General features: G+C 37.6%; 29 protein-coding genes. 8 read left to right on the top strand and 21 right to left on the bottom strand.

Translation table 11 applies throughout. The features are described 5' to 3' along the window. Window positions 1-137: 137 nt before the first annotated feature. Together EYB58_RS22975 and traI are read left to right on the top strand one after the other, a co-directional pair. Complete coding sequence (locus tag EYB58_RS22975) at window positions 138-482, top strand: plasmid mobilization protein (RefSeq protein ID WP_111959049.1); 345 nt, start codon at window positions 138-140, stop codon at window positions 480-482. 97 nt (window positions 483-579) lie between these two features. Next, the gene (gene traI / locus EYB58_RS22970; protein ID WP_111959051.1) at window positions 580-2,103 is read left to right on the top strand and encodes a TraI/MobA(P) family conjugative relaxase; all 1,524 of its coding nucleotides are present in this window, start codon (window positions 580-582) and stop codon (window positions 2,101-2,103) included. A gap of 374 nt (window positions 2,104-2,477) precedes the next feature. On the opposite strand, the gene EYB58_RS22965 is transcribed toward traI, so the two are convergent. Beyond that, window positions 2,478-3,947, bottom strand: coding sequence for a HEAT repeat domain-containing protein (locus EYB58_RS22965; RefSeq protein ID WP_111959053.1), 1,470 nt, complete (start codon window positions 3,945-3,947; stop codon window positions 2,478-2,480). Window positions 3,948-3,952: 5 nt separating this feature from the next. Next, complete coding sequence (locus EYB58_RS24625; RefSeq protein WP_249037239.1) at window positions 3,953-4,318, bottom strand: helix-turn-helix domain-containing protein; 366 nt, start codon at window positions 4,316-4,318, stop codon at window positions 3,953-3,955. On the opposite strand from EYB58_RS24625, the gene EYB58_RS22955 reads away from it, so the two are divergent. Further along, window positions 4,294-6,057: a site-specific DNA-methyltransferase gene (locus tag EYB58_RS22955; RefSeq protein ID WP_163354521.1), complete on the top strand. Its 1,764-nt coding sequence runs from the start codon at window positions 4,294-4,296 to the stop codon at window positions 6,055-6,057. The two genes, EYB58_RS24625 and EYB58_RS22955, sit on opposite strands and share 25 nt — an antisense overlap. Window positions 6,058-6,600: 543 nt before the next feature. Here the strand turns inward: EYB58_RS22955 and EYB58_RS22950 are convergent. The 4 genes from EYB58_RS22950 to EYB58_RS22935 all read right to left on the bottom strand — a co-directional run bounded on the left by EYB58_RS22950 (window position 6,601) and on the right by EYB58_RS22935 (window position 10,064). After that, window positions 6,601-7,272: a hypothetical protein gene (locus EYB58_RS22950; RefSeq protein WP_111959057.1), complete on the bottom strand. Its 672-nt coding sequence runs from the start codon at window positions 7,270-7,272 to the stop codon at window positions 6,601-6,603. Between the two features lie 90 nt (window positions 7,273-7,362). Continuing rightward, window positions 7,363-7,992: a hypothetical protein gene (locus EYB58_RS22945; protein ID WP_111959059.1), complete on the bottom strand. Its 630-nt coding sequence runs from the start codon at window positions 7,990-7,992 to the stop codon at window positions 7,363-7,365. A gap of 104 nt (window positions 7,993-8,096) precedes the next feature. Continuing rightward, entirely contained in the window at window positions 8,097-8,654 is a 558-nt protein-coding gene (locus EYB58_RS22940) for a hypothetical protein (RefSeq protein ID WP_111959061.1), read from the bottom strand. Window positions 8,655-9,167: 513 nt separating this feature from the next. Then, complete coding sequence (locus EYB58_RS22935; RefSeq protein ID WP_111959063.1) at window positions 9,168-10,064, bottom strand: sulfite exporter TauE/SafE family protein; 897 nt, start codon at window positions 10,062-10,064, stop codon at window positions 9,168-9,170. Between the two features lie 183 nt (window positions 10,065-10,247). Here EYB58_RS22935 and EYB58_RS22930 point away from each other — a divergent pair, with 183 nt between their 5' ends. Further along, window positions 10,248-11,162: a substrate-binding domain-containing protein gene (locus tag EYB58_RS22930; protein ID WP_111959065.1), complete on the top strand. Its 915-nt coding sequence runs from the start codon at window positions 10,248-10,250 to the stop codon at window positions 11,160-11,162. 429 nt (window positions 11,163-11,591) lie between these two features. On the opposite strand, the gene EYB58_RS22925 is transcribed toward EYB58_RS22930, so the two are convergent. From EYB58_RS22925 to EYB58_RS22870, 12 genes are all read right to left on the bottom strand, one after another. After that, window positions 11,592-12,164 carry a lytic transglycosylase domain-containing protein gene (locus EYB58_RS22925; protein WP_111959067.1) on the bottom strand — a complete coding sequence of 191 codons (573 nt, stop codon included), beginning with the start codon at window positions 12,162-12,164 and terminating at the stop codon, window positions 11,592-11,594. Then, complete coding sequence (locus tag EYB58_RS22920; protein ID WP_111959069.1) at window positions 12,161-12,397, bottom strand: hypothetical protein; 237 nt, start codon at window positions 12,395-12,397, stop codon at window positions 12,161-12,163. Before EYB58_RS22920 ends, EYB58_RS22925 begins: the two co-directional genes overlap by 4 nt. Window positions 12,398-12,455: 58 nt before the next feature. Further along, complete coding sequence (locus tag EYB58_RS22915; protein WP_111959071.1) at window positions 12,456-12,644, bottom strand: hypothetical protein; 189 nt, start codon at window positions 12,642-12,644, stop codon at window positions 12,456-12,458. A 234-nt stretch (window positions 12,645-12,878) separates the two neighbouring features. Then, window positions 12,879-13,310 (bottom strand): hypothetical protein, encoded by a 432-nt coding sequence (locus EYB58_RS22910; protein WP_111959073.1) that lies wholly within the window; start codon window positions 13,308-13,310, stop codon window positions 12,879-12,881. Between the two features lie 167 nt (window positions 13,311-13,477). Continuing rightward, entirely contained in the window at window positions 13,478-13,732 is a 255-nt protein-coding gene (locus EYB58_RS22905; protein ID WP_111959075.1) for a hypothetical protein, read from the bottom strand. A gap of 31 nt (window positions 13,733-13,763) precedes the next feature. After that, a complete protein-coding gene (locus tag EYB58_RS22900) occupies window positions 13,764-14,036 on the bottom strand; it encodes a hypothetical protein (protein WP_111959077.1) in 273 nt (90 codons plus the stop codon). A gap of 53 nt (window positions 14,037-14,089) precedes the next feature. After that, window positions 14,090-14,470, bottom strand: a complete 381-nt coding sequence (locus EYB58_RS22895; RefSeq protein WP_111959079.1) for a hypothetical protein — start codon at window positions 14,468-14,470, stop codon at window positions 14,090-14,092. Window positions 14,471-14,528: 58 nt separating this feature from the next. Continuing rightward, window positions 14,529-15,479: a tyrosine-type recombinase/integrase gene (locus EYB58_RS22890; protein WP_111959081.1), complete on the bottom strand. Its 951-nt coding sequence runs from the start codon at window positions 15,477-15,479 to the stop codon at window positions 14,529-14,531. A gap of 96 nt (window positions 15,480-15,575) precedes the next feature. Continuing rightward, on the bottom strand, window positions 15,576-16,028 hold the full coding sequence (locus EYB58_RS22885) for a hypothetical protein (protein WP_111959104.1): 453 nt from the start codon (window positions 16,026-16,028) through the stop codon (window positions 15,576-15,578). A 93-nt stretch (window positions 16,029-16,121) separates the two neighbouring features. Then, a complete protein-coding gene (locus EYB58_RS22880; protein WP_131072148.1) occupies window positions 16,122-16,304 on the bottom strand; it encodes a hypothetical protein in 183 nt (60 codons plus the stop codon). A 215-nt stretch (window positions 16,305-16,519) separates the two neighbouring features. After that, on the bottom strand, window positions 16,520-16,933 hold the full coding sequence (locus EYB58_RS22875; RefSeq protein WP_111959121.1) for a hypothetical protein: 414 nt from the start codon (window positions 16,931-16,933) through the stop codon (window positions 16,520-16,522). A 45-nt stretch (window positions 16,934-16,978) separates the two neighbouring features. Next, entirely contained in the window at window positions 16,979-17,596 is a 618-nt protein-coding gene (locus EYB58_RS22870) for a ParA family protein (protein ID WP_111959123.1), read from the bottom strand. A gap of 196 nt (window positions 17,597-17,792) precedes the next feature. On the opposite strand from EYB58_RS22870, the gene EYB58_RS22865 reads away from it, so the two are divergent. From EYB58_RS22865 to EYB58_RS22855, 3 genes are all read left to right on the top strand, one after another. Continuing rightward, on the top strand, window positions 17,793-19,097 hold the full coding sequence (locus EYB58_RS22865; protein ID WP_211318000.1) for a hypothetical protein: 1,305 nt from the start codon (window positions 17,793-17,795) through the stop codon (window positions 19,095-19,097). Between the two features lie 1,146 nt (window positions 19,098-20,243). Next, window positions 20,244-20,930, top strand: a complete 687-nt coding sequence (locus EYB58_RS22860; RefSeq protein ID WP_111959125.1) for a thermonuclease family protein — start codon at window positions 20,244-20,246, stop codon at window positions 20,928-20,930. 377 nt (window positions 20,931-21,307) lie between these two features. Continuing rightward, window positions 21,308-21,556 carry an excalibur calcium-binding domain-containing protein gene (locus tag EYB58_RS22855; RefSeq protein WP_207309190.1) on the top strand — a complete coding sequence of 83 codons (249 nt, stop codon included), beginning with the start codon at window positions 21,308-21,310 and terminating at the stop codon, window positions 21,554-21,556. A gap of 245 nt (window positions 21,557-21,801) precedes the next feature. Here the strand turns inward: EYB58_RS22855 and EYB58_RS22850 are convergent, their stop codons facing one another. From EYB58_RS22850 to EYB58_RS22840, 3 genes are all read right to left on the bottom strand, one after another. Then, entirely contained in the window at window positions 21,802-22,194 is a 393-nt protein-coding gene (locus EYB58_RS22850) for an RDD family protein (protein WP_111959127.1), read from the bottom strand. A 16-nt stretch (window positions 22,195-22,210) separates the two neighbouring features. Further along, complete coding sequence (locus EYB58_RS22845; RefSeq protein WP_111959129.1) at window positions 22,211-22,432, bottom strand: helix-turn-helix domain-containing protein; 222 nt, start codon at window positions 22,430-22,432, stop codon at window positions 22,211-22,213. Between the two features lie 206 nt (window positions 22,433-22,638). Continuing rightward, window positions 22,639-22,917 carry a hypothetical protein gene (locus tag EYB58_RS22840; protein ID WP_111959131.1) on the bottom strand — a complete coding sequence of 93 codons (279 nt, stop codon included), beginning with the start codon at window positions 22,915-22,917 and terminating at the stop codon, window positions 22,639-22,641. Window positions 22,918-23,302: 385 nt separating this feature from the next. Here EYB58_RS22840 and EYB58_RS22835 point away from each other — a divergent pair, with 385 nt between their 5' ends. Continuing rightward, the gene (locus tag EYB58_RS22835; RefSeq protein WP_131072147.1) at window positions 23,303-23,671 is read left to right on the top strand and encodes a TraK family protein; all 369 of its coding nucleotides are present in this window, start codon (window positions 23,303-23,305) and stop codon (window positions 23,669-23,671) included. Window positions 23,672-23,693: the final 22 nt, after the last annotated feature.

The following is a 23,693-nucleotide window of genomic DNA, read 5'->3' as shown; positions in this document are numbered from 1 at the left end:
GAAAATACCTCCACCATAATTCGGGGGTATTTTCTTGGCATTATAAAAAACACATAAACACCTTTGTAATGCAAAATATATTAAATAATACAAAAATATTTGCGGTTAATCCTGAAAAAAAGAGATAGGGTAAACTAATGAAAAAAGCTGATACGCGGATAAAATGTATTAAATCATACGTTACAATTGAAGAACATGAGCAACTTCAAAAAATAGCTGAACAATCAGGGCTTTCTGTCTCTGAATATATTCGAAGGGTTGCCACAAATAGACCCATAACATCTATGGTTGATAATCACGCATTCTTGGCGGCTCTCAAAGTTAATGCTGATCTTGGCAGGCTTGGAGGGCTTTTTAAGTATTATATTTCTCAAGGATTTAAAAATGTTTCCCCTGGCGAAATCAAAAGCCTTCTACATCAAATAGACTTACGGCAGCGGGATTTATCCCCAATTATTTCTAAAATTCGACAAATACTATAAAGGGTCCCACCCATAACGCTTAGCGTATATTTACGAGCGAATATGGGCAACACCCTTATAATGCTCCGGATAATAAAACGAGTGCGGTGTCTAAATCATGATCTCAAAACGTGTCCATTGTGAACCCCAAAACGATAATATAAAGCGTTTAGGCTCATATATTGCGGCGGCTAATCATGAGGGGGAAAAACTTTTTGAAAAATGGGCCGCTGGTTGTTATGCCGGACAAGACTATGATCTTGCGGCTGACGAAATTAAAGCCACTCAAAAGCTTAATACAAGAACCACAAAAGAAAAAACATATCATCTGGTGGTAAGTTTTCATCCCGAAGACTTTAAAAAACTGTCCCTGGAAGATTTTAAAGACATAGAAAAAGAATTTGCAAAAGCTTTAGGCTTTGAGGAACATCAAAGGCTTTGTGGAATACACATAAACACTGAAAACCCACACATGCACATTGCATATAATATGATCCACAAAGAAAAGTTTACCAGGCATGATCCTTTCTATGATTATTATAAGCGTGACAAAACTTGCAGAAGTCTTGAAAAAAAATATGGATTGAAAGTTGATGTTGGTGTTGAACAGCAATTTAGTAATTACGTTCAACAACGACAATCTGATATTAAACAAGCCTTCGACAATGCCCAAGATTGGCAATCTTTGCATAAAAAACTTGCTATTTATGGGCTATCAGTACAAATGCGTGGTAATGGTTGTATCCTATCCGCCATCGGTCATAAGCACAAAGACGGTTATCATATAAAATTAAGCGAATTTGATAAGAACTTGTCAAAGAAAAAACTTCAGGATCGGCTTGGGGCTTATGAAAAATCAGCCGGAGATTATGAGGTTAAAGAATTTTTTCAACGAGAGCCAAAACGGGCAAATGCCAAAGCCAAAGATTTTGAAACTAAAACCGGCCTGAAATCTTTTGATACCTTTGTTTTAGAATCAAAAGATTTTATCGTCCAGGCGGCAATGAAATCTGATACTTGGCAAGATTTCCATATGGAACTGGCTAAGATCGGTCTTGAAGTTAAACCACGGGGTGCCGGTTATGTTTTAGCGGATATCGGTGGGAAGACTAAAAAAAAATCAAGCATTCCTTTTTCTAAAACCGGAATGCGAATTGCCAAAAATGGCATCATCTTTGAACGTCCCAAAAAAGGAGAGACGAAAAATGGAAACAACACAAGACAGCCCGGTGATAGAAGCACAGGAAAACACCGAAACACAGACAAGCAGTCCGGTTTTAGGCGACCTGGGCCGCTCTCCAAAAACAATTTGCGCAACTTGTCCCTTTGCCGTCTGGCACATCACGGAACAGGACGAGTTAAGGGTATTTTGTCGTTTGATGCACGCTCTTATAGACGAAAGCCTGAAAGCTTGCGATGGGGCAATGATGGAAGGTTAAAAATTTTAGGAGAATTTGAATTATCCAAAGGCGGCTATACAATTGAAAATCCCTACAAATTTGAACCAGTGAAAAAACTGAAATCCGCAAAAGAAAAAGAAGCATGGAGAATTTATATTCGCGAACAAAAGCAATATAATTATAGTTGGAATAAATTTAATAAGAATTTTAAACGTTTTTTTTGCGAAGAATATGAACGCTAAACTTTTGTCATTGTTTAAGCCTCTTATCTGTAGCTGTAGCGGCCTGATTTCATAATCGCCCTGGCCTGATCTAATAAGAATTTTGGGCCAGGATTAAATGTTTCTGGCCGAATTTATCTGATACTGAGCCAGATTTAAGTGTTTCTGTAATTGTAGCGGTTTGGAATAATTCAGGCTGGGCTCACTTTTATACGTTAATAAGATTTGAATCTGATATGGTCAATAACAGAAGTAGTCAATACCCCTTTCAATAAAGGCTTTTGGCTTGAATGATAGACATAAAGCTCACTATGCTTCATTAAACCCCAGCGTCGCAATAAAAAATTATGCCCTGCCAGGCCGGCCTATTTCAGCAGGGCTTTTTAATTGGTAGATTAAAATATGCTTTGCGCTACAAGGAATTTAAGGTCTATATCCTTCTCTGTTGTGGCAAGCCAGTTTTCATATTTTGACATATGAAACAAAGGCTGAGTTTGTTCAAGCAGTGAGCTGTTTCCCAATGCCAATCTTACGTTTTCAGGGGTCTGTTGACCCAATGATGCAATAATCCAACTCTTTTGTCCTGGTGAGTTTTCAGCGGCTTGTTTGAGTTGATTTATAACATAGTCGGATTGAATCATGGAGAGTGATTTGCAAACGGCAGCTTTTTGTCTTGGACTTCCTGAGACCAATAATTCTATGAGGTTGTCAATGGTAGCATTATCAGTATCGTTTCCAAAGGCTGCAATAGCATGGAGAGCTACTTCATCTTCTTCATCATCAATGAATTGAATAAGTTTATTGTAGGCTTTTGCTCCTGCTTTACCCAATCCCCATACCGCAGCTTGTCGAATTTCGTTCCCCACAAAATCTTGATTGCCAGCAAGAGATTCCATTGTTTGGATGCTTGGATTGTTAGCAATTTCAGTTAATATGAAGGTTGCTTCCATTGGTATATAGGCTTCAGTAGGATTCTCAATTTTGTTACAAATGAAATCGAATCCCTTCTGTGAATTAAGCCTGGCAAGAGAGGAGGCCATCTCAAGCGCAACACGTTCATCTAATTCATTATCTAAAAGCCCCTCTAAAATATTTACAGCATCATTTGCAGGATTTATCTCCAAGAAAGGAATAGCTTTAGTAGCAGCATACCGATCAATGTCAATCTCTGAATTTAGAAGATCAAATGGGTCCCATGTATCATTGAGTCTTTGTCTTACATCAACCGGCCCTGATAAAGTACCGGCAAGGATAGATTCAAAGGCTTTATATCTGTCACCGGCTGCAACATACGGCGTTTTTCCACGAAGAGTATAGGTGTACTTTCTCCCTTCATCAGGTTTTGTCTTTATTTTTCCATTTATTTGGTCTACATCAAGGACTTCACCATCTTTTTTTGCCACAATGCAAGGCCATGTCAAATCTCTTTCTGCTCCTTCTGACGCAGATTTTGGAGGTCCTAACTTTGCGGAATGGATATTAGCTTTAAGATCTCCAACTTCAAAAAATAGTGCTGATTCTGCGGCGCAAATTGTATCTTCAGTGTAGCATTTGATAAAAGCAATCAGGTCTTGCGGATTTAATCCTGCATCCCATGATCTATCAGGATTATGTTCAGCGTGGCTCATTTTAACTGTGAGATCTGATTTTCCTTTAGCTTCAATACGAAGACCGGTTTTTATACAGAGGAGATCAGGAAGACGCAATCTTTTTACTTTTGTTGTCCAGATTTTATTTGAAGCACAATATCTTTCTAATTCTATTGGTTGAAAGCCAAGGTCTCTGAGTTGCTTTACAACCTGCTGGACGCCTACGGCACCCATTGTAAGAAATTTCAAGAAGCTTGCATCTGCTTTGAATCCCATATATGTTATTCGCCTTTGATAATTGGATTAAGAAGTTCACGAGGGTCGCAGCTAAGAGCTTGAGCCAGTGCGTAAATATTTTCTACAGTAATATTTCTTTGTGCTCTTTCTACAGAACTGACATACGTGCGATGGAGTCCAGCTCTTTCAGCAAGGGCTTCCTGAGAAAGGCCAGAGGAAACTCTAAGTCTTTTGAGATTGTTGGCCAGTATTTGTTTAGCATCGGATGTGATAGCAACACCTAATATATGGAGATATAATTTTGCAGACGTTATATTCTTGACAACTATAAGTCTACAGACTATATGATTCCCATCTGCAAATTTTATAATGTTTGGAGGAATGCTTGGCTGGAGTACAGAATCAACCAATTTCAGATATAATAAAAGTTCCAAGAACTGACCCAATTTATAATTGCCATGGCTATTTAACTAAAGTGCCTGTTGGTGCAATTATCCCTTTTATAAATCATTATTCTAAGCCAACCGAAAAAGTAGCTGATATATTTGCTGGATCTGGCATGACCGGGATTGCCGCAGTCATGTCTGGCAGAGATGTTGAACTCAGTGATATTTCAGTTTTAGGACAGCATATTGCTCAAGGGTATTTGGCAAAGGTCACTCCACAAGAATTAACCAAAGCTGCGAAATCAGTTGTTTCGAAAACAAGAAAAAAATTTGGGCATTACTATCAGACTATCAGAGAAGAAGATGGAACTGATATAGAACTTGTGAGGACTATTTGGTCTTTTGTTTATGCCTGTCCAAAGTGTGGTTATGAACTAATTTTTTATGATCATGTCATGCTGCCAGAAGCTGAAAGAAAAGATGTCTGCCCGGAATGTGACACAAAATTCAGCAGGAGAACATGGAATGGTGGATCAGATATCCCGGTCAAGGTTGTTGTTAAAGGGGTACAAGGGAAACAGATTGAACAAGATATTCAAGAAATTGATTTTCAGAATATAAACGATGCCAAAGCCGAGGATATTCTGTCTAAGGTTCCTTCTCTTTCTATTGACCCAGAGAGGGAGATGTATAGCCGTTCTGGGTTAAAAAATCGTGGGTTGACTGAGACAAAAAAATTCTTTTCTGCAAGGAATGCAATAATTTTAACAGAGTTGTGGGATAACATATCAAAGATAGAAGAGGAAAGAATAAGAAAGAAGCTTCAGTTTGCATTTACCGCCATACTCCCACGAGCTTCAAGGCGATATCAATGGAGTAAGCAGAGGCCTTTGAATGCCCAGAATCAAACATATTACATTTCACCTGTTTATTTTGAATGGAATGTTTTTGAGTTGTTTTTAAGAAAGGTTAATGCTGCAAAGAAATCAGATGATGTTATTTATAATAGCTCTGATGTATTTGGAGATATAGAACATGGAAATGCAAGGTACAGTCTTGCCTCAGCAGATTTATTGGAACATTTGGACTCCGATTCAATAGATTATATTTTTACTGATCCTCCTTTTGGATCTAATATTTTTTACAGTGATATGAGTTTGTTTCATGAGGCGTGGATTGGACAAACGACTGATAATGCAAATGAAGCCGTTATCCATACTTGTGGAAAAAAAAAGGTCAATGCTGCCGTGAGGTATGGAGAGCTTTTAAAAGGAGCTTTCAAAGAGGCATACAGGGTATTGAAGCCCGGTAAATATATGTCAGTTGTATTTGGAAATAGCAAAGGGAACGTATGGAGTCTTGTCCTGACCGCATTGCGTGAAGCCGGTTTTGATTCAGTCCCTGATCATATTGCTATTCTTGATAAAGGACAAAGATCAGTCAAAGGGCTCTCTTCTGGATCTGAAAGCGTTGTCACTGTTGATTTGATCATGACAGTGCACAAACCAACAGACAAAGCTGCTGGTGAATCAAATGTGAAGTGGCGGCAAGCGGAACCAGAGGAGTTGATTGAGGCTGCCATATTCGATGCAGAGAATGGTGATGCCAAAAATCCAAGCTATGTATATGCCCATATCTTAAGGGAAGCCATAAAAAGGCATCTGTTGGTTGACAACCTCCATTTGTCAGATGTCCTGATTGCTCTTAGAAAAGCAGGGTATTCTGTAGATCCAAAGACTGGAAAATTGAGTTCTCCCAATTAATCTTCTTGTGAAGGTTGAGGAGAATATCCCTGTCCGTCCACACCTTTTTTTAAAATTTCAAAGTAATTGATTTTGGGGCAGCTTTGGCAGATCCGGGCAAGCACTACCGGTATCAAAGAGGACCAACCCTGATTCCCAGACAGGTAAGTGTAGCGGCCTGATTTCATAATAGCCTTGGCTTGATTTTATCAGAAAATTTCGGCCAGGATTAAATGATTCTATCCAAAATTCCGGGCCGGATTTAACCGTTTCTGGGCCAGGAATAAATGTTACTGGCCAGCTTTAAATGTTACCGGGCCAGCTTTATTCGATACTATCTGACTAAAAGGCCTTATTCCAACAAAGGTACGAAAGAAAAGTTTCATAGGAATTAACACTCTTTGGATATAACCTCTTAGCTTCGACAGGAATGAATAACATAAGAAGTCAACGCCCCATAAATACAGGCTTTGAGCGTTTGATAATAGACAAAGTCAACACTTTAACGTTGCAAATCAGCCGCGCAGATTTTTGTATCGACTGAATTTGCCGGGGTATGTAATTTCAATTTTCATACCAGGGAATTTGAACAACTTCACTAGCAGGTTCCTTGTGCCATAATAATAAAATTCTATCTTGATATTCCTCCCACGCATCCCCTAATGTTCCTTTTATTATACCTGCATAAGAGTTTTTAATTTCATCCTCTGAATTAAAGCCATAATCTGTTTTATAAAGAAGTGAGATTCCCCTATAGTATCCTTGTACGTCATCGCCTCCATCCAAGAACTCTTTGATTACTCTAATGTCTTTTGCGAATCCCCTCCATGGCTGTCCATCTTCTGGGATTTTGCCAGGCTGCTTCTTCTCTGGCTTGACTTCTAACATTGCAATATTGATATCAATATTATTTGGCATATGGACTAGCATGTCTGGCATGACGGATTTCTGAAAGGCGATTTTATTTGGATTATCATTTTCATTTATTAGTCTTTCAATAATTTTTCTAAAAAACAGAGTCCTTTGTTTTTGAGGCTCGGCATGTATTACAAAATCCTTGTAATCCAATACTTCCTGTGCACATCTTAACTGGTGATACAACTCGTAAGCATATGTTCTCTCCATAAATCCATCAAGCAGTCCAACTGCTTCAAATTTCATATAAATAGACTCAATATGAACAACAGCACGATTAAAAAGTTCATTAAATTGATTGTAGAGATCTTCAATAGCCATCTTGGTATATTCCTAAAAAGATTAAGCGTATAAAACGCATGTTTCAGAGGCGCTTGGAGCGCAGAGGAAAGCGGCCCCTGGAACCAAATGTTATGCCTTCTTATATTTCGAGTGAAGCAATTCGTATGCAATCTGCCTCACTGCCGGATAAATTGGAATATTGTCATACCCTCTTACACGACCAGAATTTCGACCAACGAGACTGGAACCACCTGACCATGTTTTCCGAAAATCGTCATAACGCTGTTCAACTTCCGTATCAAAATGAGCGCCACCATCCTTATTAGTAACGCTCAGCACTAAATCACGGCGACTCAATGAAAAGGAATCATTCCTAAAAACTTGTTCGTTCCACCAATCATTAAACTTGAGAAAGGATTGTTCTTTGGGAGATGGGAAATATCTTTCATCACACAAAGGCCAATACTTTGCTTCTCCACCAATACCATCATTAACGCCAACATTTATACGGCGGACTATCCCCAAATGCACAATATCTTCTGTGATTTGATGATTTGTACTCAGATACTCTGCATCTTTGATATCAAGGTGTGCAAATAAAGATTTGCTTTTCTTTGTGTCATGAACAAGCACTCGAATTGCTGTGGCAATGGATAAGGCTACAATATCATTGCCTTGATCGTAACACTCACACAAAACTTTGATGAGTTTCATGTATTCATCAAATCTTCCTTTCAGTGGATTGCTTATTTTAGTCATTATACGCTAATCCATTTATAACCTATCGCCAGCCGCAACGGTGCCAAAATAAGCGCAGCGTTTTTGTTGTCCGGCGACCGTAGGGTGCATATTGCCGACTCTTGTTAGAGATCATGTTTTTCCACCTGAACGTTGATTTCTTGGGGCAAGTTACGTGGATTGATAACCGAGCCAAGCTTAGTCTTAAGTGCAGCAACCAATGCCCAGACCTTGAGCCTCATATTAGCGATAATGTCGATGAATGGCTCAAACTCTTTACTTCCCATGTGTACCTGTTCACCCCCCAGCTTTTCTGCGGCGGTACATGCCTCGCTAAGAGTATGAGAAATTTCTTGAACGAGTAGCTCACACGATGGGTTAGCCCAGACGCCCTTTGCATGCTCTCTGATGGAATTTCTTACCTCATATAAGCTTCTCATTGCGTAGTGGGGTATTTCGTCATCTCCACATGCAAAAAAAAGCCTTCTTGAATCAATTTCGGTGACAACAGAGTGAACCCTGTTTAGGTCAGGATCTTTAAGTGTTAACGGCCCGAACGAAAAGCTTCCATTTGCCGCAGCCTGCCTAAAACTTGCTACGAGAGTCTCAATGAACCCTGAAGATCTCGATAGCAACTCCTCATCCGTGACGTTGCCATTAACATGGAAATTGCGGAGCGACATTGCCTACCTCCGTATTGATCTCTAACGAGTTGATCTGTGGTTTTCATTTATCTAACGGGATAACATCCGAAAAGCAAGAATAACCAGATCAGTATAAATGTAAAAAAAATTAATTCCAAAATAATTAACATCCTCTGGGAAGGCTTGCAAATTTTTTTCTTGAATTTGCCACATAGTTGACCAAGCACTTATGGTATGAAAAAACTCAATTCTGCGTTTCAGCCACCTCACCAATAACAGATCAAGTACGCATTCCTACTGTTCAGGCATTTTCCAATCTTTTCTGAAAAAATCTTGTCCATTTGTCGATTCCATGGGGTATATCGAAAAATTTTCCGATGATGAGACCACGTATTGTATTGAAAATGTTTACCGATAAAAATTCAAAGGGGATTGGAATGATCCCAATCCCCAACAATAGAAACGCCAGTGCTCATGGGGTTTTCAGAAACAATACCGTTTTTCATAGATAGTTAACATTCATTTATCAGCAAGTTCCAGCGAATATGTGATTCAGAAATACCCGACAATATAACGGATAGCCACGAACAACACGCAACAGCAAAGTATGCTTTTAATTGTTCTTGCCGGGACATATTTCTGCGTACGTGCCCCTAAGTACATACCAAAAATTCCCCCAAATCCGAACAAAGCTCCAAGCATCCAATCAGGTGCAACGGTCATGTTTGTATAGATCATCGAAAGGTATTGAAAAAAAACAACACCCGCAATAGAAGTGATGAACGTACCCATCAATGCTGCTCCAGCTACTATGTAAACAGGCAGACCAACAATGGCTACAAAAAAAGGCGCTACTATTGATCCGCCGCCAATGCCATATATCCCGCCAATGATTCCCACAAAAAAACAGATCACATAGATAACCAACGGTGAAAACCTATATTCTTCCCCTTCGTAATTGAAAGTTACCCGCCGAATGGAGGATTTAATGATTTTGACAGTGTGTTGTGCCTGTATTTTTTGAGTGCCTCCTGACAACCTTGGCCTTCTATTTGTTTTTATAACATCTACCAACAACCGCAGGCCGATATAGCAAAGAACCAAACCCACAAATAATTTGAAGTTCTTTGGGTCTGGTAGATACTTGATACGAACCCATGCTCCAATGAAAACACCAGGCAAAGTGCCGATGATCACAGCCCATGTCAAAGGCCACAACATTCGCCCCTCTTTAATATACCTATACACTCCGCTGGGAATAGCGATAACGTTAAAAACCTGATTGGTTGCGCTAACTGACGGCGCTGTATATCCGAGAAAGCTTATCTGGAACGGCAATAAAAGGAATGCACCAGAAACTCCGCCCATAGAGGTAAAAAAGGATGCAATAAAAGCAACAAAAAAAGGGATTAGTGGATGGGTCTCTACACCTGATATTGAAAATATCATATTCGTTAAACTCCCCCTTATTTTTTTTGTCTACTTTGGTATTATTTCATACTAAATATATATTTCAAAAAGTGCCAAATAATACCAAATAATATTAAACTAAGTTTAATTGTGTATTATATCTGTTATATAATATTAATTGATTTTTTTTATCAATAGTTAACCGGGAATAGGAGATCTTCTGTGAATCCCAAAAATGAACTTTCCGTACAAGATGTCGCTGACATACTTAAAGTCAGTAAAAGCAAAATATACAGCATGATAAAAAATGAAGAACTCCAGTCTTACAGAGTTGGTCGTAAGGTGCGCTTTTCTGAAAATGACATAAAAAATTATATTCAAAATTCGAAAAAAGGAAGTTGCGCTCACGAGCAGGAAACAGGCTCCTCACTTCAAAAAGACGATTTTGTACTTTGCGGTCAGGATATCATGCTGGACATTCTTTCAAATTATATGCGCCAGCGTGGGGTCTCAGCACTACGTGCCTATATCGGAAGTTATGACAGCCTGATCGCACTATATAGAAAGCAAGTTAATGTTGCCTTTGCACACCTATGGGACAGCGATACAGACACATATAATGTGGCATACGTAAGACGATTATTGCCTGGAATTCCTGCTGTAATAGTTCATTTGACCTGTCGCATGCAAGGCTTTTATATTGCAAAGGGAAATCCTAAAGAAATATCGGATTGGAACGATTTTAGCCGGGATGACATCACAATGGTCAATCGTGAGAAGGGAGCTGGGTCGCGCGTGTTGCTGGACGAAAATTTACGCCTGTCAGGCATTTCCAGTAAAGATGTTGCCGGGTATAATCATGAAATTCAATCGCATCTCACTGTTGCCAGTATTGTGGCATCGGGGAAAGCAGATGTTGCCATTGGTACTGAAAAAATAGCAAAACAAGTAGAAGGGATTGAGTTTATCCCTATAAAAAAAGAGCAGTACGACCTGGTTTTCAGGCGTGAAGATGCGGATCAATACGGGGTACAAACTCTATTGAATATTATTCAGGCGCAATCGTTTCAGGAAGAATTCTCTCAAATAGGAGGTTATGATACGAAGAATATGGGAAAAATTATCGCCGAACTCTGACATAAAAGCCGAATTATTTGCAACATTGTAAAAACCTAAATATAAATTGACTGAGCATTGATGGTATGATCAACCGTTTTCAATGATTTTAGAAAGGTGGGAAATGGCAGAAGTAAGGCTCGGCTTTATTAAGTCTCGAAAAACATAATCTCATGTACCCATAAAATACTGGAGTTTATGAGAAAATTTATAGAAACACTTAAATCTGGCTCAGTATCAGATAAATTCGGCCAGAAACATTTAATCCTGGCCCAGTAACGAATAAAGCTGGCCAAGATTGAACTGTAGAAACGGTTTAATTCTGGCCGAAAATTTTTATCAAATCAGGCCAGGGCGATTATGAAATCAGGCCGCTACATCTATGAATCAGTTTATGGTAGTTCGGATAAATCATACAGTTAAATAAGAACTGAGTATATAAGAAAACGATTAATTCAGGCCGCTACACTTATCGTCTAACTGCATATAATACCGATAAAGCTTATTAACCCGATGAATATATATCCGTGTTTCTTTATACGGCGGTATTTTTTGATATTTATCTACAGCACCAGGGCCAGCATTATAGGCTGCCAATGCTAAAGATACATTGGGGTATCGGGATAACATGCGTCCAAGATATTTAGTGCCGCCCATTATATTCTGTTGAGGATCAAACGGATCAGATATACTAAGGGCGGCGTTATTTTCTGGCAGAATTTGCATTAAACCTTGGGCACCTTTTGGAGAAATCGCTCTTGGGTTAAAATTTGATTCGGCATGAATAACAGCTTTGATTAGCGCATAGCTTACGCCGTATAAATTCCCCGCCTGTCGGATAATATTATCATATTTACGTCTTTGTGATCTGTCTCTATTATTTATCCTATTTTTTTCTTCAATAGAGAGCGTATTTGTAAAGCGCACCACTCCATTGGCGTCTATGTATTTCCCAAATTCGGCGTGGACAGGTCCAGCAAAAAAAATCACCCACAAAAGATATATTTTTATTCCGATTTTCATTTAAGATCATCACTTAGGGTTTCAAAAAGACTTAATTGAGTCTCTATTATTTTTTTCTGAGGCAAAGTTTTTTCATATTTATCAATTGATAATATTTCAGACTTACGAAATGTGTTTATATCTGATTTCAACCATATAGGTTTGATATCCAACCTCACAGTATATTCATATCCAGAAATCGAAATAATTTCACCAGGGCCATATTCGGTAAGAACCCTATCTCTTTTTTTCATATGGGGTTGTCTCCTTGATTGTTATATTATTTAATATATTTTGCATTGCAAAATATATTTATGATTTTATCTCCTGGTCTTTGCCTTGGTGAAGTCTTTTCTCTTTAGCGGCGGTCTGTCCTTCGATATAGCCAAAATGCCAAGATAAAATTTCAATGCCTTTTGGTATCTCTTGGTTCATATTAAGTCCATCTTGATACCCTTTCTCCCAAGATTCTTTATTCAAACGCAGTTGTGTTTTTTTCATTCATCACCTATTACGTTTTTTATTGCCTGTATCGTACCTAAATTTAGGAACTAAATCAAGGTTTTTTGAATTATTTAATATTTTATGTAATGCAAAATATATTAAATATTATTTTAATTATGTTGTTTATGATTGATTTTTTATAGAAAGAGGAAAGATAGAGAACAGGCAATAGCTTTTACCATGTTCTCTATCGAAGCAGGGACAATATGTTTTAGCCGTATTTAAATGAAATTATTGCAATAAAGGATTATTCATAGGACTAGCTTTGTAATCTTTACTGGCAAGTCGCCCGTTACTGCTGACGGTGTATTTGGCAATATAATTAGTTCCAACGTCTACACTTACGCCCGATGTTTCTACACTTTTAAGATAAACATATATTTTTTTGCCGCTCTTTTTTTGAATTTCAGTAGGGGAACCCATAACATTCTGAATATCTAATGCTGTTGATTTACCTATTATCAAGGCTTTATCATTTTTAAATTGGGCTTTTGTTGCATCAATGGTTCTCGGTGGGGGCGTACCCGTTTTTCCTGTAAATACATATTCAAAAGACTTTCCCATTTCCGTACCACAACCCGCGATTGTTAATAAGATACACGATGTGAATATTAAATATAGAATAATATTCATTGCTTTTAATTGTTTTGATTTCAGAATCATTATTCTTCTCCTTTGTGTTTTCTTTTTCATTTGTCCCTTGTTATTGTTGTACGGACGAAAAGAATCTTCGCCCGACTGTATTTAAATTTCCCATCTCTTTGGTTATGAGTTTATATAAGGAAACAAAGTGGGACCTCCCGGCTCCTGGCAGAATGTATCCCCGTTTTCTATTTTGCTGAGTTTTTCTTTTTCCAATTCGTTAATGAATTCACAAGATATTTTTTTGGCTCAGGCATAGGATGGCTTTTCCCCGGTCTTGTTCTGCGTTCGTGATCCGCATAAACTTTTTTAATCCGCTCCCATTCTTTAGGAAATTTTTCAATAAACGCATCTATAAATTGATCATTCGTAAAACCTACCGGCAAAGAGGAAATTACCTGACCAATCTTTTCATTTTTTTTGACAATAACGCTTTGAGCCATTATTCACCCCCTCATATTTTTATTTCAAATTTTACGGAAAAAACGGTTGTTCAATCCAATCAGAAATTATTCGTTTATTATTGGCATCTAAAACCTGCATAGCTGCGATTAGATCAAACCCATAACGGTTATTGTTAAACCAAACCCCGGCAAAAAATTTTGCCAAATGGATTTCCCCGCTGCTCATACCTTTTATATCTTTTTCAAAACTTTCAACGTCCAATTTTCGCGTTTCTTTGTCCCATAGGTATTTAATTCTTGGGCATTTATTTAACATTTGAAAAAACCGATCAGATTTATTCATGGTCCACCTTTTTGTTTTGGGTTGTGCTTCATTCAAGATATAAATTCATCCCATCAAGCCGGATCTTTAATTTTATCGACTCCAACCGGGAACGGCATTCTCCACCATTTGTAAAGTTTCTGGAAAGTTTGATTAAACCCATCTTCGCCATCCTCACCCAAAAAAGTATCTTCCCCACTTAGTTCCAAAAATTTTCCAAGTAAGACTTGAAGCTCCTGGGCGGTCTGAATCGGGATAAAATTCATATTGTAAATACTATATGAAAAGCAGATCCAAAATGGGGCTTCTGAAAAATCATAACCGGGATGAAATTTGCTCCCGATCAGCTTATCAGCCCTATAAAGTTCGATGGTGTCTTCAAATCCATGAATTCCAATAGGGGTTACACCTTTTTTTTCAGCTAAGTTGAAATATTCCTGAATGTGCTTGTGCATAAAGTTCTCCCATTTTAAATTTCGTTTTGAACAGATCACCGGAAACGGGTGAGGGCTATTAATACCTTACGGCAAAACTGGCACTTTCCCTGTATTTAGTCCGGCGCTTGTCATACATCTGAGTCGTTTTTATTTGCGAATGCCCCACAGTTTTTTGAACAGCCTCAATGGGACAATTGTTCTCCAGGGCCTGGGTGATAAAGGTTGCCCTAGCCGAATGGGGCGTAACGCCATAAAGGGAAGCCTGCTTTGCATATTTTTTAAACAGATAATCGACCGTCTTTCGACTCAGCTTCCTTTCGGGGTCAGAACAATTCGGGGCATTTCTAACGGGTAAAAACAAATAGCTGCTATTCTCCATACCATGACCGGCAACGTTCAAGTAGCTATTTATCAAAATCTGCAATTCTTGATGGATCGCCAACCGATTCCTTTTCCCGCCTTTGACCCAAAAGTCCAGCACATGGTATCCCTGCTCCTGGTAAAAATCTTTCACCTTGAGCTTGCAGACCTCGGACACCCGGCACCCGGTATAAAATAGCGTGGCTAAAATGGCTTTATCTCTGATGCCCTTAAGCGTTTCCGTATCCGGTACGCTTAATATTTTCCTGACTTCATCCGGCGTCATCACCTTGGCTTCCACCCGGTCGGCGTTGACCGGCATCCGGCGAACGCCCTGGGCGACATTAACCTTGACCACCTGTTTGTCGATCAAATGGTTAAACAGCGACGAGATGGCAGACAGCCGGTTGTTGATCGTCCTGGGGCTGCATCCAGAATTTTGCAGATATTTTTTAAAGGCAATGACATGACCATGTTCAACCTGCCTCAATTCCTCGGGGGCGCCTACACCGATGAACGACAAAAAAGAGTGAATGGCTTTGTCGTAGGTTTCAATGGAGTTGTCAGAATTAAAATTGGCTTTCCATAACAGTTCCTCCGGCACATCTTTGACCGCCTTAAGGATAGAAACTTCTTTTTTCGGATTAGGTATCAGGTCGTGATTCATTATTTTATACCTTATTATATAGGGGCTGGAATGGGTCAAGGAAAATAGTTAGACATAATGCCTTTTATGTCTAACTAATAGCTATAAACAAAAACACTATTCCCAATAATCGGATTCACCGGGATCAATCCCAAAATCTTCCAAAACTTCATACCCCTGGATTGCATGAAGGTCGTTTGCCAGTTTGATGCAAAATCCGATGAGCCCATTTTTTGATATCAGATCAGTTTTGACCCATAGCTCAAAAAAGCCTTCAAAATCATCGGTGGGTGGGTACATCATCCCCATCTTCGTTCCGTCCACCGATACCAAGATATTCTTTGCATACTCAGCTTCAAAGGCCGGGGCTTTAAAAAACAGAGCGCACAGCGGAACGGCTGTCTGCAAAAGTTTTGCAGCTTTTATAAAATCGTCATAGACAAAGGTTTGATCCTTAACCTTTTCAGCATAAGGTTCCACCAGATTCCATTCGTTGTAGTCCATGTTTTTCAGTACAAAATCCCTGAGTGTGACGTAATCTTTCCCTTCGATCTCCCCGACAATATTCATTGCTGCATCCTTTTTTCTTTTGGCGTTCATCTGCTTTTGTAACTTTAGCGTATATTTACGCGCGAATGTGGGTGGCTCCCTTATTGCGGATAGTTAACAGTCGTGCCGACGTTGCCAAGCATCCTCGTATAACTCGACTAACATCCATGAAAAAAAGCCTTGTCTTCTGCGCTTAACTTCACAAGCAGGGATCATCTGACCGTTACCAATATTTCTTATTTTCTTCCAAAAAGGAATTAACGCCTTTATCACCGGATCTTGGTATTTTTTTTTCATGGTGTTGTCTCCTTTGACTTTTATTATGGGCGGCTCCAACAGCCTTCCCTTGTTCTTAATAAAGATTGTACCTATATTGAGGTACATAGCCAATAACTTTTTGCATTATTTAATATATTTTGCATTACAAAATATATTTTAAGCTGTGCAATATTTATTGTCGCCCACTTTCTTTTTTTGGGGTTTTAAAACTTGAAACGAAATATTTACAACGCCTAATTTTCCCCTATCTTTTTTTGATTATTAATATAAAGAGTTTGATCTAATTTATCTAAATGTTGAATAGCGTATTGAATAAGCCCGGTTAATGTTCCGGATACATTAGAACACTCGTTTTCAAGTCGTTCCTGAATATCTTTTGGTAAATACACAGTAAACGCTTTTGTATTTTTTCTTGTATTTTTCCCCGTAATTATAGCAACTGGTCCGTTTTGTGGTCTTGGGATTTCCTGAAAGGTAGTTTCTAATTTGGTTGTTTCCGGATCTTTAGGTCTTCCTTGGGGAGCCGGTTTCTCTTCCGGCGTAGCCATGGGATTTGGAACCTCCCCGGCCTTGGGTTTATTTTTTATGGTATCCCGTAAAAGATCTAAATCACTATTCAAAGATTTAGTTGTTTTTTTAGTTGCCATTTTATCCTTTCTTGAATTTTAAAAAATATTTTGTAATGCAAAAAACTATTTTCTGATACCAAAAACAGTTTTAGTTAATTTTACATAATCCTGGCGTATTCCTTCCATTACCTTGTTGGAGTTTTGAAAAACAGTAACGCCTTTATGCCAGAGCATTTTAGCGGGTTCTGAAGCTCTGACTGCCACAACAGCACCAGGGATAATCTCACAAAGTTCGATAAAAGAGTCTTCTATTAATTTTGACGATAATTTATTCTGGCTCACTCCAAATGGAACAAATATAAAACGTTTCCCTTCAATTCCGTGGTTAAGCAATTGGCGTAAACCATCTTTAACGGCATCATAATCCGAAGGGGATGACCCACACGGAACAACTATTATATTTCCCATGGGTAAAATATCGTGCCGGGGAGGATAATCTATCACTATATATTCTGTATCAGCGGTTGGTAAATTATCTTCTCCTGGCTCACCACCAATCAAATTAAAATTCATGGTAGTGCTGTTATTAAAAAATTTAGTTGTTGAACCTTGTTCGTCATAGTCGTAGACTGTAACCTTTCGATCTCCCATACTTAAATAATATGCCATATTTAAAGTAACGCTTGTTTTCCCACTCCCCCCTTTTGGACTCCACACAGAAGCTATTTTTTTAATTGACATTTTTATTTCCCTTTTTGTTTTTCAAAATATATATTATATATATCAAAATAATATTATACTTCAAGATATATATTGTAATACAAAAAATATATTGATAATCACTTTCTATTCTCCCATAATTTTCAATTTTTTAAAAAAAGGGAGGGTAAAAAACAACGCTATAAAAAATTAATAAAATTGCCGGAGATTAATAGTGATGGTAAAAAAAAGCCCTGGCGGTGTTACCGCACCGACCAGGGCTAGCCATCAATACTTACTGACAGGAGTAAGCATTATGGATAAAATAGAAAATATCATAAAATTAAAAAAAAAACGATTTGAGATCATTAAAGCCATAACCGCTACCGCTGATTTACAAAAAAAAGACCTGCTTAATGTTGAATTTATCAAGATTGAGAAAGAATTAGAGCTTACACATGCCCACTGCACAGGAACCCACATAGGAGGGAAGGATTTGCCAAAATCTAATAATAGTAAAAAGACCCCCCCCACAGAACCAATTAAAAGCCTTCAGTATGATTTGTTTGCCCATTTTATAACGAATGATCAAGTTGATACGTCAAATGCAGTTGAAGTGTGGGAGAGTATTCCAAAATATTTTTTTTCGCCTCAACAAATAAAAAAGCTTCGCACAGAATCCGGACTGGCAGAGCCATATAAGTGGAATTATACCTATGATGGTATCCCTTGTATGGTAAAAATCCAACCCGCATTGATTGAACAAACGGACGGAAGTTATAAGGCTTTTTTTCCAAGTATAACGGAAGAATTAATAGAGGAAGCTTTAAAAAAGATTCTTACCGACCAACAATATGGCTTACACGATCCGCAAAGCACTGAAACTTGGGTTCGCTTTTCTCTTTCTATGTTAGAAAAAGAATTGACAGCTAGAGGACGGAGCCGAAATAAAAATCAAATCAAACATGCTATTGAGGTTATGTCGAGTTGTATCATTACCTTATATAAAAATAATAAAGAATTATGGAAGGGCTCTATTTTACAAGACCTGGTAACAGTTGGACGAGAAGAATATTTAGCCGATGCAAACTCTTACCACATTGCAAGATTGCCCCTTTTTATTAGCCATGCAATTGATAAACTTAATTATAGGCAGTTTAATTATGCCCGTTTGATGAGTTGCAATGATCAACTTACTAGATGGATTTATAAGCAACTTATACACCGATATAAACAAGCCAGTTATTCAAATGATTATCATTTTATGTTCTCAAGTTTAGAGTGCAACAGTGGACTGTTACAGCAAGGACGAGCAATCGACAATAGAAAGAAAGTTCTAAGGGCGCTTGATGAATTAAAAGAACGGCAAATTATCCACACCTATGACATAGACAATAGGAAGGAAGGACGTTCCATAGTTGATGTTAAATATACAATCAAACCGACACAAGATTTTATTAAAGAACAAAAGGCTGCAAATAAGCGTATGACCAATAATTTGCACCAGGCAACGCCGCAAATGAAGCGACTAAATAAAAAGTAGTGGTTTTATGTCACAGTTAGAGGCAAGGTAGTGGTTCTGTCTCACACATGTGGTGGTTCTGTGTCACAGAAAGTAGTGGTTATGTCTCACAGTTTATTATTTTATAAAATTATTTACCGTAATAACGCTAATTTTTTCCGGCAAAGTAGTGGTTCTGTCTCACACATGTAGTGGTTCTGTGTCACAATTAGGCTTTAAAGTAGTGGTTCTGTGTCACAATTAGGCTTTAAAGTAGTGGTTCTGCCTCACAGTTAGGGACAAGGTGGTGGTTCTGCCTCACAGTTAAAACATTTTTTTTCGTATAACAATCTTAAATAATAGATTATTTTTAATAGATGCAAATCTCTATTCTTTTCTTCTTTTAATCATATTATATATATTAATCATAACCCATAACCAAATCCCACTATATTAAAATCTTACCCCCTATACCGAGTCAATTAGGTAGAATGAAATATTTAGGGTCAAAAATTCATAATAGAATTTTAGCCAAACACACATTCATTAATACGCTTTGGACTTCATCATCTTTAATCCACCAATAAAATTTTAGGGTAAAAAAATAATAAACCACAAAAAAATAAAAAGTATAATCTCCTTAACTTTTTCGGTTTCGGAAGGTGATAATTATAATAGATCAGCAGGAGGCAGTCTTATCATGGTCTATTTTTATTTAGGGACCAGTATATGTAGCGGCCTGATTTCATAATCCAGCAATTCTAAATTTGGCCCAAATGAGGCTAAAAAATCATGATTTCAGCTAACGTTATTTCAACAGGTTACGGTATCCTTGAGTCGATTAAAATCCATATTGAAAATTGCTGTTCATAATCAGCCTGGCGTGATTTTATCAAGAGATCTGGGCCAACTTTAATTGATACTTCCTTTTCGAAACCCGTCATTTAAGGATGTTTCCAAACTTTAATATTTAAACACGGTTTCGGGAGTCCAAAACCGACAAAATAGCGACAATGCCGATAAGATACAACCTTGTTCAAAAAAGGAAACCAAAAGATAGCAGCAGGGTTATAATATATAAAAATTTATTCTTGCATTTCGTTATCAGGGGTGTTTAATCTTTAATTAAATTGAATTTTTGTTCCAAATTTTACCTAATCCATAGACTCTTTTTATTCAGTTGATAATATGAAAAATACTACTATAAAAATTCAAAAAACACTTCTTTTAACATTATTAATTGTTTCTGTGTCTATCTCCTGCTTTGCTGGACAATACAAGGTTATCAAAGTGATAGACGGTGATACAATTGACGTCCTTTATTATGGTAAAAAAGAACGGATACGGATGCTTTGCGTAGACACACCGGAATCTGTACACCCTGATCAGTCACGCAACACACCAATGGGTATCGAAGCTTCAAATTACACAAAATCAAGACTGACAAGCAAAACAGTTGATTTAGAATTTGAAGGTCAAAGGAAAAGGGGAAAATATGGGCGCCTTCTGACGTATGTGTTTCTGGATGGTCATAACTTCAATGTTGAGCTTGTTCGAAAAGGTTGGAGCCCATACTACACAAAATATGGGTCAAGCCAAAATCACCACGATGAATTTTTGTCGGCGGAAAAAGAAGCTAAAGCCAAACGATTAAATATTTGGTCGGAAGGTCGAATAAACAGTTTTCAATCCAAGTCAAAAAAAAGCAAAATCAAGCCTGCATTAACCGGACAATATCACGGTAACATCTCAAGCCATGTATTTCATGCACCAGGCTGCAAACATTATAATTGTAAAAACTGCGTCAAAATATTTAATTCACGGGATGACGCTATAAAGGCCGGGTTCAAACCATGTGGAATCTGCAAGCCATAGGCTGTTCTGAAGCATATTGATGTCGTTCGCCGAAGAGCCCCCAAAATCAATTTTGTGGGGTTGATCATAAGATGGGCCATTCATGAAAAAACCGATTAAGGACATCATCAACCAATTGTAATTTCAGCTTTTACTTTAGCACTTTAAAAAAGGGACACAAAGTGAACGAAATAGTATTTTACGTCGGCCTTGGAATATTTATAATTGGCGGAATCGGCCTACTAATTTCCGCTTTCAAGACAAGTATTCTATGGGGGCTTGCTGTTTTATTTGTTGCACCAATGGCAATAATATACACAATCTTTTGTTGGCAGGATGCCAAAGGTTCATTCAAAATACAAGCCTTTGGCTTTCTAATCATGGCTGCCTTTGCTTATATGAACGGTGGAATATCGTCCGTCACATCCCAAATTTCAAATTTGTCCAGCGTAAACATTTCAGAACCAGCAAAATCAAGTATTTCTACGTCCAATGTGCTTAATCAACAATTCAGATGTGATGGTCGAACACGTTGTTCCCAAATGACTTCTTGTGCAGAAGCAACCTATTTTTTGAGAAACTGTCCAAATACAAAAATGGATGGGGATAATGATGGCATCCCATGTGAGCGGCAGTGGTGCAGATGATGCGCTGACGTTCTAACAATACGCTCGAAGGGGCAGGGTTAACTGTAAATGTCTCCTTTGACTTTTATTATGGGCGACTCCAACAGCCTTCCCTTATTTCTGATAAATATTGTACCTAAATTTAGGTATAAAGCCAATCTTTTATGTATTATTTAATATATTTTGAATTACAAAATATATTATTTTTGAGGATATAAATAACTTGATGAATTTAATTAAAATTTTGATATGAAAATTATATATTTCTAACATATGCCACTTATATACGCCTTGTTAACAACAAAGCATCCTGCCAACATATCATGCAGCCCTTGTTTTTTTGGTGAAAACGGAACAATCAAAAAACCACCAAAACATAAAAGAAAAGAAATAACCCTCCCAATATAACGAACAGACGCAATTTTCCAGGTTATCTTATTGCCTTCTAAATCAACGACTTTTATACCTGTTACTATTTTCCCTATAGTCCCTTGTGTTGGTGAACTTTCCATTCCGGAAAAATAAGCCCAACAAATTACAGCTTCAAATAATTGTCCCTCAAAACCCAACGATTTTGCCATTAATAAAAAGGGAATCAAAATTATTGTATCTATCACAATGGCTATAAATCTTTTTCTGAATCCGGCATAAATCCCCATATTTCATGCTCCTTTTTCATTCACTATTTTCAAAATCTTCTAAAAGCTGACTTATTTTCTGTTGTCGCTGCTTTAATAAAGCTAAGATGTCCAGATCTATTGTTTTGGGTAAAGGCCTTTCCCCTTTTATCCATTGACGAATACGCCTAGAATCAACATCTAACGCTCTGGCAAGATCAGTCTGCCAGCGTTGACCAAATAAAGCTTCCCCAGATTTTCTTAGTTCTTTAGGTCCCATTTTAATTCCTTGTTTCTATTTACAAACACAAATATCAAAGCATAACTAAAAAGTTGCTTAGACTCATTTTTGATCCAAATTGAATATAAATGGATCAATCCCGAAACTAACCAGGATCGACCCACAATTTTTATGTAAATAATTCCATTTGAACTTCTTTAATTGGTGCTATCATATTTTCATTAATCACTTTTTTCATCACCCATTCAGCCGCAGCTTTTTTTTGCTGCCTTTTCTGAATTGTATTTTTTAAAATCAAATTTTTTAGAAGTTATAGTATGCGAAGCATTCTTTTCATAGCGGTTTATAGATGCCAGAATATAGTTTGAAATATGTTCATAAAAAAACCCCAATGCCTGACGATTTGTCCAAAATCTATGTGTCGCTTGGATCTCCGTAACATATGGATTAAATTCATGGGTTGTTCCGGATTCATTATGATACCAACCAGACCCATACCCACAAGTACATTTAGAAAGTTTCATAGTGTTGTCTCCTTTGACTTTTATTATGGGCGGCTCCAACAGCCTTCCCTTATTTCTGATAAACATTGTACCTAAATTTAGGTACAATGTCAACCTTTTTTTATAAATTCAGGTAATTCAATCTTTTTTTCTTGTGGTTTTTTAGGTTTCTACGTTGAGCGACAGCGAATAAGTTTCCGTTGAGCGATAGCGAATAAGGCAGGACGCAAAGTAGACCCCTTTGAAAAAGTGGGCCTACTTTGCATGTCCTGCCATCCAACCAACGTTAATTTTCGTTAATTAACGGAAACTTTTGTTAATTATTAACGAAAGTTTCCAAAAATTAAGGAAAGTATATTATAATTAACGATAGTAAAGGGAAATTAACGAAAAATAAAAGGTTTTTATGATGAATTTAAAACAATCATGCAAAAGCCAGTTTTTGGCAGTCTGGAAAGAAGCAAGCGAATATATCGAACAAGGGTACACCAAAAAAGCGATCTATAATTTTTTTTGTGAACAAAAAAAAATTGATATGTCATATGTTGCCTGGACTAAATTAATTAATAATGCAAATGAGGTTCATCCATTTGCACAAACCTCCACCCCCAAAAAAAAATCAACTCCGAATTCTTCCCCCACCAAATCAAAATCAATTACTGTAAATAAAAAAGGATTTCAACATAACAGCAGACCATATGCCTCTCAATCTGACTTAAAACCACAAGAAAAAAAAGATTTACCCGTTACTCTTATCTCAAAAGGCGATATGTGAAAATTAGTTTATTCAAGGTCTT

Source organism: Desulfobacter hydrogenophilus (assembly GCF_004319545.1).
Lineage (GTDB): Bacteria > Desulfobacterota > Desulfobacteria > Desulfobacterales > Desulfobacteraceae > Desulfobacter > Desulfobacter hydrogenophilus.
Note: the sequence above shows the minus strand (reverse complement) of the source record. Positions and strands in the feature narration are given on the sequence as shown.

Coding starts and splice junctions, on each gene's coding strand:
- EYB58_RS22940 (WP_111959061.1), bottom strand. CDS start 8,654: ATGTCGCTCCGCAATTTCCATGTTAATGGCAACGTCACGGATGAGGAG.
- EYB58_RS22915 (WP_111959071.1), bottom strand. CDS start 12,644: ATGAAAAAAACACAACTGCGTTTGAATAAAGAATCTTGGGAGAAAGGG.
- EYB58_RS22900 (WP_111959077.1), bottom strand. CDS start 14,036: ATGAATAAATCTGATCGGTTTTTTCAAATGTTAAATAAATGCCCAAGA.
- EYB58_RS22975 (WP_111959049.1), top strand. CDS start 138: ATGAAAAAAGCTGATACGCGGATAAAATGTATTAAATCATACGTTACA.
- EYB58_RS22855 (WP_207309190.1), top strand. CDS start 21,308: ATGAACGGTGGAATATCGTCCGTCACATCCCAAATTTCAAATTTGTCC.
- EYB58_RS22895 (WP_111959079.1), bottom strand. CDS start 14,470: ATGCACAAGCACATTCAGGAATATTTCAACTTAGCTGAAAAAAAAGGT.
- EYB58_RS22880 (WP_131072148.1), bottom strand. CDS start 16,304: ATGAAAAAAAAATACCAAGATCCGGTGATAAAGGCGTTAATTCCTTTT.
- EYB58_RS22835 (WP_131072147.1), top strand. CDS start 23,303: ATGATGAATTTAAAACAATCATGCAAAAGCCAGTTTTTGGCAGTCTGG.
- EYB58_RS22920 (WP_111959069.1), bottom strand. CDS start 12,397: ATGAAAAAAAGAGATAGGGTTCTTACCGAATATGGCCCTGGTGAAATT.
- EYB58_RS22865 (WP_211318000.1), top strand. CDS start 17,793: ATGGTAAAAAAAAGCCCTGGCGGTGTTACCGCACCGACCAGGGCTAGC.
- EYB58_RS22890 (WP_111959081.1), bottom strand. CDS start 15,479: ATGAATCACGACCTGATACCTAATCCGAAAAAAGAAGTTTCTATCCTT.
- EYB58_RS22950 (WP_111959057.1), bottom strand. CDS start 7,272: ATGGCTATTGAAGATCTCTACAATCAATTTAATGAACTTTTTAATCGT.
- EYB58_RS22875 (WP_111959121.1), bottom strand. CDS start 16,933: ATGGCAACTAAAAAAACAACTAAATCTTTGAATAGTGATTTAGATCTT.
- traI (WP_111959051.1), top strand. CDS start 580: ATGATCTCAAAACGTGTCCATTGTGAACCCCAAAACGATAATATAAAG.
- EYB58_RS22935 (WP_111959063.1), bottom strand. CDS start 10,064: ATGATATTTTCAATATCAGGTGTAGAGACCCATCCACTAATCCCTTTT.
- EYB58_RS22850 (WP_111959127.1), bottom strand. CDS start 22,194: ATGGGGATTTATGCCGGATTCAGAAAAAGATTTATAGCCATTGTGATA.
- EYB58_RS22910 (WP_111959073.1), bottom strand. CDS start 13,310: ATGATTCTGAAATCAAAACAATTAAAAGCAATGAATATTATTCTATAT.
- EYB58_RS22925 (WP_111959067.1), bottom strand. CDS start 12,164: ATGAAAATCGGAATAAAAATATATCTTTTGTGGGTGATTTTTTTTGCT.
- EYB58_RS22945 (WP_111959059.1), bottom strand. CDS start 7,992: ATGACTAAAATAAGCAATCCACTGAAAGGAAGATTTGATGAATACATG.
- EYB58_RS22870 (WP_111959123.1), bottom strand. CDS start 17,596: ATGTCAATTAAAAAAATAGCTTCTGTGTGGAGTCCAAAAGGGGGGAGT.
- EYB58_RS22845 (WP_111959129.1), bottom strand. CDS start 22,432: ATGGGACCTAAAGAACTAAGAAAATCTGGGGAAGCTTTATTTGGTCAA.
- EYB58_RS22885 (WP_111959104.1), bottom strand. CDS start 16,028: ATGAATATTGTCGGGGAGATCGAAGGGAAAGATTACGTCACACTCAGG.
- EYB58_RS22840 (WP_111959131.1), bottom strand. CDS start 22,917: ATGAAACTTTCTAAATGTACTTGTGGGTATGGGTCTGGTTGGTATCAT.
- EYB58_RS22860 (WP_111959125.1), top strand. CDS start 20,244: ATGAAAAATACTACTATAAAAATTCAAAAAACACTTCTTTTAACATTA.
- EYB58_RS22905 (WP_111959075.1), bottom strand. CDS start 13,732: ATGGCTCAAAGCGTTATTGTCAAAAAAAATGAAAAGATTGGTCAGGTA.
- EYB58_RS22965 (WP_111959053.1), bottom strand. CDS start 3,947: ATGGGATTCAAAGCAGATGCAAGCTTCTTGAAATTTCTTACAATGGGT.